Genomic DNA, 4,993 nt, shown 5'->3' on the forward strand with positions numbered 1-4,993 from the left:
CGCCCGGCGAACGGCCGTGATACGCCCGTCGCCCGTGCGGTCGAACTGCAACGTTGATCCGACACCCATGCCGAACATCGAACCACCTCTGGGCGTCACCGCGACATGTTCCCCTGTGTCATAGGTGGCCAGAAGATAGTCGCGCCGGTCCTCAAACCTCACCTCGCCGCCTCGCCGGCTGGTGATCCTGTAGCGACCGGCGAAGGGGGCGAGGTCCTGCGGCGGGGCCAGAGGTCCTTCCTGGAGCAAGGAAGCTTGCTGGGCGGCCAGCCGCCAAGCGCCGTTCATGCGCACAAAGGTCCGGGCGCCGCGGATCCAGACGTCCTCTCCTCGTCCAGCGTCGCGGAACCGGACGATCCAGCTTCGAATGGCGGCATCGCCGAGCACACGAACACGCGCGTCGTATTCGGTGGCTTCGGATCGGAGCCGTGACAGCCGCCTTTGACGAACCTTGTTGAGCCAGCCCGTGCGGTCCTCCCAATCGCCTCCCCCGTGGAACATGACGAAGTCGGGCGCCACGATTTGCTCCAGCACAGCGGCGTCACCGGCGTTGACTGCCGCCTGGATCGCCGCGTCGGTCCGCTCGACCTCGGCGGCATCCTCAGGGGTCGCGCGCGCCATCGGCGCCGTGCTCGCAATGACCAGGCCAGACACGGCCGATATGGCGAGACGCCTCAACGAGCACCCCATCATGTGCTCCTTACTCCGGGTTACCGTCCTGACCTTGTGGCCTCACGCGACGCCCCGTTCCGCGGTTCGTCAAGAGGTACGCAGTTCCAGCGCGACGTCCGCCATGGTTCGGAGGTGGACGTTTCGGAAGGTCCGCTGCCGGGCAGCGACTACACACGGGAACACCCTCACCAGCAGTCACGCTTGCTAGGCAGAGGTTCCTGCCGGGGGCTCGGGCGGCATCAGCGGTGGAGTCCGTCCGCTCGCGAAGTCTCTTCGGTACAAAACGAAGCCGCGCTTTGCGTCGCCATCAAACCCGCAGCGCCTGAAGAACGCGTGCGCCCTAGCTCGTTGGCTGTTGCTGAGCAGCATGAGCTTCGAGCAGCCAGTCACAAGCCCCACATCCCGAAGCGCCATCATCATGGCGTCGCCAATTCTCGTCGAGCGCATGGTTGGAGCCACCACGACATTTTCGACGAGACCATAGGGCTGGAACCCGTACATCGGATCGGGGCAAAGGGTCAGGAACGCGGAGCCGACAACAACCGAATCCTGCGCTGCAACGAGCAGGAGGTTATGAGCGTCCTCTGTCAGATCCACGAGGCGTTGCGGCGAGACCGAGATGGCGTCGTCGCCCGGAACCAACTCGCGATACAGATGCTCCAGGTGAGGCGCGTCCTCGGCGATCGCGTGCCTAAGGTGCAGGTCCGGACCCATCGCCCGGTCGTAAATCAATTTCGGCTCCGGCGGCCAGTCAGCGGCTGCACTCTACTGGCAGGTCCGAGGTTCATTTCCATCGTGGCGGCAGTCACTGATAAGCAGCTGTCGTGGCTTGCCCAACTTTAGCGATTGCCGCATCGCGTTCGTCCGCCCGGAGGGGAGATTTGGCGAGGAAGACCGCTAGCGCGACTGCTGGTCTGCCAGGCGGCCAGTACAGCCCGACATCATTCGTGACGGTCGTAAGACCTCTATAGGACCCACTTGAACCCGTCTTGTGACCGACTGCCCAAGAGCCATTTGCTCCGGCTCGCAATCGCCCAGGAAATGTCTTCGTCTGCCGCATAATTCCGACGAGTTCCTCCGTCGAGGCGCGCGAGAGCAGTTCTCCTCTTCCGAGGCGGTGCAGGAAGATCGCCATCCCACGGGGTGTCGCCGTGTCTCGCACATCCGTGAGATATGCCTGTTGGGCGGCCTCTCTCTTCTCCCGCGGGACTTCCGCGATCGCCCGATCTAATGCTGCAGCGTCTACAAACTCCGGGCGCCATTCGAGCCCGGCGATATCCGTCTGCAACGTACGTTCATCGCGGTCTATTCGTACGTCTGCGATCCGCTTCCGCTCCAGCGTCTCTTGGATCTTGCGCGGGCCTCCGAGGCGACGCACCAAGATGTCGGTGGCTGCAGAGTCGCTGTCGACGACAGCCCTGCGCGCAAGATCAAGCCAAGTGGTACGGAACCCGGTGTGGCCAACGAGCTGCGCGATAGGCTGTACGTAGAGCGAAAGGTCTTCCCGCCGAACGACGACAGTCTCGTTCATGTCAAGTTCGCCGCGATCCGCAGCCTCAAAGGCCGCGAACGCCACCAATAGCTTCATCACGCTCTGCAGCGAGTACCGGGTATCCCCATTCACACAGGAGATGCCCCGTTCGTCCATGACGCAGGCGCCCAGCTCTCCCGCTGTTTCGTCGTCGAGATCCTGCAACGCGGCCGTCAGCGCGCGGTGATCCAATCCGGAGGGAGCGCGTGAGACCACCTGAAGTGAGGAATTAGGGCTGCAGCTCGCGAGCAGCATAGCAAGCGCTCCAGCCATGCTCCTGCAAATTGGCCTAGTCATGAACTTCTCACCAGTCACTCTGTCAGACAGCTGGCAGGGCTTAAGGCGAGTCGCAGATGACTGCGCTTGGAGAGCTGTCACGCCGCCAGGCTAAACGTCCGGATCTTGTAAGCTTGCCAATGTCCGCTTTCGACCCAAAGCCGAACTTGGGCTTGGGCCTGGCGGAAGGCGGGCGTCTCCTGCCCGCCGTCAAGCGGCCGGTCTGATCATCGCGACCCGCAGGTCCGAGGCGACATAGACGCAGGCGTCGTCGGCATACAGGCGGCCGTTGGCCACGCCCATGGCGGTCGATCCGCGCCGGACCTGCCGGACGTTGACCTCATAGCGGACGAGCCGCGTCCGGGGCGTGATGTCTCCGTGGAACCTGCGGGACTCCCGCCGGGACTGGGCGCGACCGGCGGCAGGCGCAGGGCTCCGACGACGAAGAACCAGATCTTCTCGGTCAGGACCGCCGGGTCGGGGCGGTCGTTGTCGGAGGGCAGGCCTACGTGCGTTCAGGCCGGCTCGTAGTTGAGGATCGGCGCCAGCCAGCGCTCGGCCGTGCGGACGTCCCAGCCCTTGCGCTTGGCATAGTCGGCGATCTGATCGCGCTCGATCCGACCGACGCCGAAGTAGTGGCTCTCGGGATGGGCGAAGTAGAGGCCCGAGACGGCGGCCGGCGGCGTCATCGCGAAGCTCTCGGTCAGCTCGATCCCGGCCGCCTGGGTGGCGCCCAGCAGCTTGAACAGCGTCGCCTTCTCCGTGTGGTCGGGCTGGGCCGGATAACCTGGCGCTGGCCGGATGCCGCGGTACTGTTCGCCGATCAGGGCGTCGACGTCGAACGGCTCGTCCGGCGCATAGCCCCAGAGCTCCGTGCGCACGCGGCGGTGCAGGGCCTCGGCGAAGGCCTCGGCCAGACGGTCGGCCAGCGCCGTGAACAGGATCGCCGAATAGTCGTCGCCGGCCGCCTTGAACTCGGCCGCCCGCTCCAGCTCGCCGTGGCCGGCGGTCACCGCAAAGCCACCCACCCAGTCGGGCTTGGTCCCCACCGGCGCCACGAAGTCGGCCAGGGCCACGTTCGCCCCGTCGCCCGACTTGATCATCTGCTGGCGAAGGGTGTGCAGCCGGGCGAGCTCGGTCTCACGGCCCTCGTCCGCGTAGAGCACGATGTCGTCGCCGTCGGCGTTGGCGGGCCAGAAGCCCACCACCCCGCGCGCCTCCAGGAGGCCCTCCTGGATGATCCTGTCCAGCATCCGCTGGGCGTCGTTGAAGAGGTCGGTGGCCGCCTCGCCGACCACGTCGTCGGTCAGGATGTCCGGGAAGCGGCCGACCAGCTCCCAGCTCGCGAAGAACGGGGTCCAGTCGATATGCCGGCGCAGTTCGTGCAGGTCGTACGGCGCGAAGGTCCGCGTGCCCAGGAAGCTCGGCTTTGGCGGATCGTAGGCCGTCCAGTCGGGCGTGAACGCGTTGTCCCGCGCCTCCTTCAGGCTCGCCCGCGCCCGATTGCCCTGGCCGCGGGCGAACTGCTCGCGCACCCGTTCATAGTCGGCGGCCGTCTCGGCCAGGAACCGGCCCTTTTCGGTCGGGCTCAGCAGGTTCGACACGACACCGACGGCTCGGCTGGCGTCCAGCACATAGGTGGTCGAGCCCGACGGATACCGCGGCTGGATCTTGACGGCCGTGTGCGTCTTGGACGTGGTCGCCCCGCCGATCAGCAGCGGGATCTTGAAGCCGCGCCGCTCCATCTCGCTGGCGACGAAGGCCATCTCGTCCAGGCTGGGCGTGATCAGGCCCGACAGACCCACGATGTCGGCGCCGCACTTCTCGGCCTCGTCCAGGATCCGGTCCGCCGGGACCAACACGCCCAGGTCGACGACCTCGTAGTTGTTACATTGAAGAACGACGCCGACGATGTTCTTGCCAATGTCGTGGACGTCGCCCTTCACGGTGGCCATCAGGATGCGGCCCGCCTGCTCCCGCGGCTTGCCCTCCTTCTCGGCCTCCATGAACGGCATCAGATAGGCCACCGCCTGCTTCATCACCCGCGCGGACTTCACGACCTGCGGCAGGAACATCTTGCCCGCGCCGAACAGGTCGCCGACCACGTTCATGCCGTCCATCAGCGGGCCTTCGATGACGTGCAGCGGCCGCTCGGCCTTCTGTCGCGCCTCTTCGGTGTCGGCCTCGATGTACTCGGTGATCCCGTGCACCAGCGCGTGCGTCAGCCGCGCCTCGACCGGCTGCTCGCGCCAGCTCAGGTCCGGCCCCTTCGCCTCGCCCTTGCCGCCCTTGTACTTGGGCGCGAGGTCCACCAGCACCTCGGTCGGCGAGCGGCCGTCGGCCCGCTTGCGGTTCAGGATGACGTCCTCGACGGCCTCGCGCAGCTCGGGCTCGATGTCGTCATAGACCGGCAGGTCGCCGGCGTTGACGATGCCCATGTCCATGCCCGCGGCGATCGCGTGGTACAGGAACACCGAGTGGATCGCCCGCCGCACCGGCTCGTTGCCGCGGAAC

The 4,993-nt window shown here is 66.2% G+C and carries 5 protein-coding genes; all 5 read right to left on the minus strand.

What is annotated here, in order from left to right:
- The coding region (locus RIF93_RS18570) for a nuclear transport factor 2 family protein (protein ID WP_309092937.1) at positions 1 to 621 on the minus strand (621 nt) is incomplete at its 3' end.
- Between the two features lie 255 nt (positions 622 to 876).
- Complete coding sequence (locus RIF93_RS18575) at positions 877 to 1,386, minus strand: GNAT family N-acetyltransferase (RefSeq protein ID WP_309092938.1); 510 nt, start codon at positions 1,384 to 1,386, stop codon at positions 877 to 879.
- A gap of 91 nt (positions 1,387 to 1,477) precedes the next feature.
- Positions 1,478 to 2,458, minus strand: coding sequence for a serine hydrolase (locus tag RIF93_RS18580; RefSeq protein WP_309092939.1), 981 nt, complete (start codon positions 2,456 to 2,458; stop codon positions 1,478 to 1,480).
- 231 nt (positions 2,459 to 2,689) lie between these two features.
- Positions 2,690 to 3,055, minus strand: a complete 366-nt coding sequence (locus RIF93_RS18585; protein WP_309092941.1) for a hypothetical protein — start codon at positions 3,053 to 3,055, stop codon at positions 2,690 to 2,692.
- On the minus strand, positions 2,995 to 4,993 hold a 1,999-nt coding region (locus tag RIF93_RS18590; RefSeq protein WP_309092940.1), incomplete at its 5' end, for a vitamin B12 dependent-methionine synthase activation domain-containing protein. The genes RIF93_RS18590 and RIF93_RS18585, both read right to left, overlap by 61 nt.

Origin of the sequence: Phenylobacterium sp., assembly GCF_031181185.1 — a bacterium.
GTDB lineage: Bacteria > Pseudomonadota > Alphaproteobacteria > Caulobacterales > Caulobacteraceae > Phenylobacterium.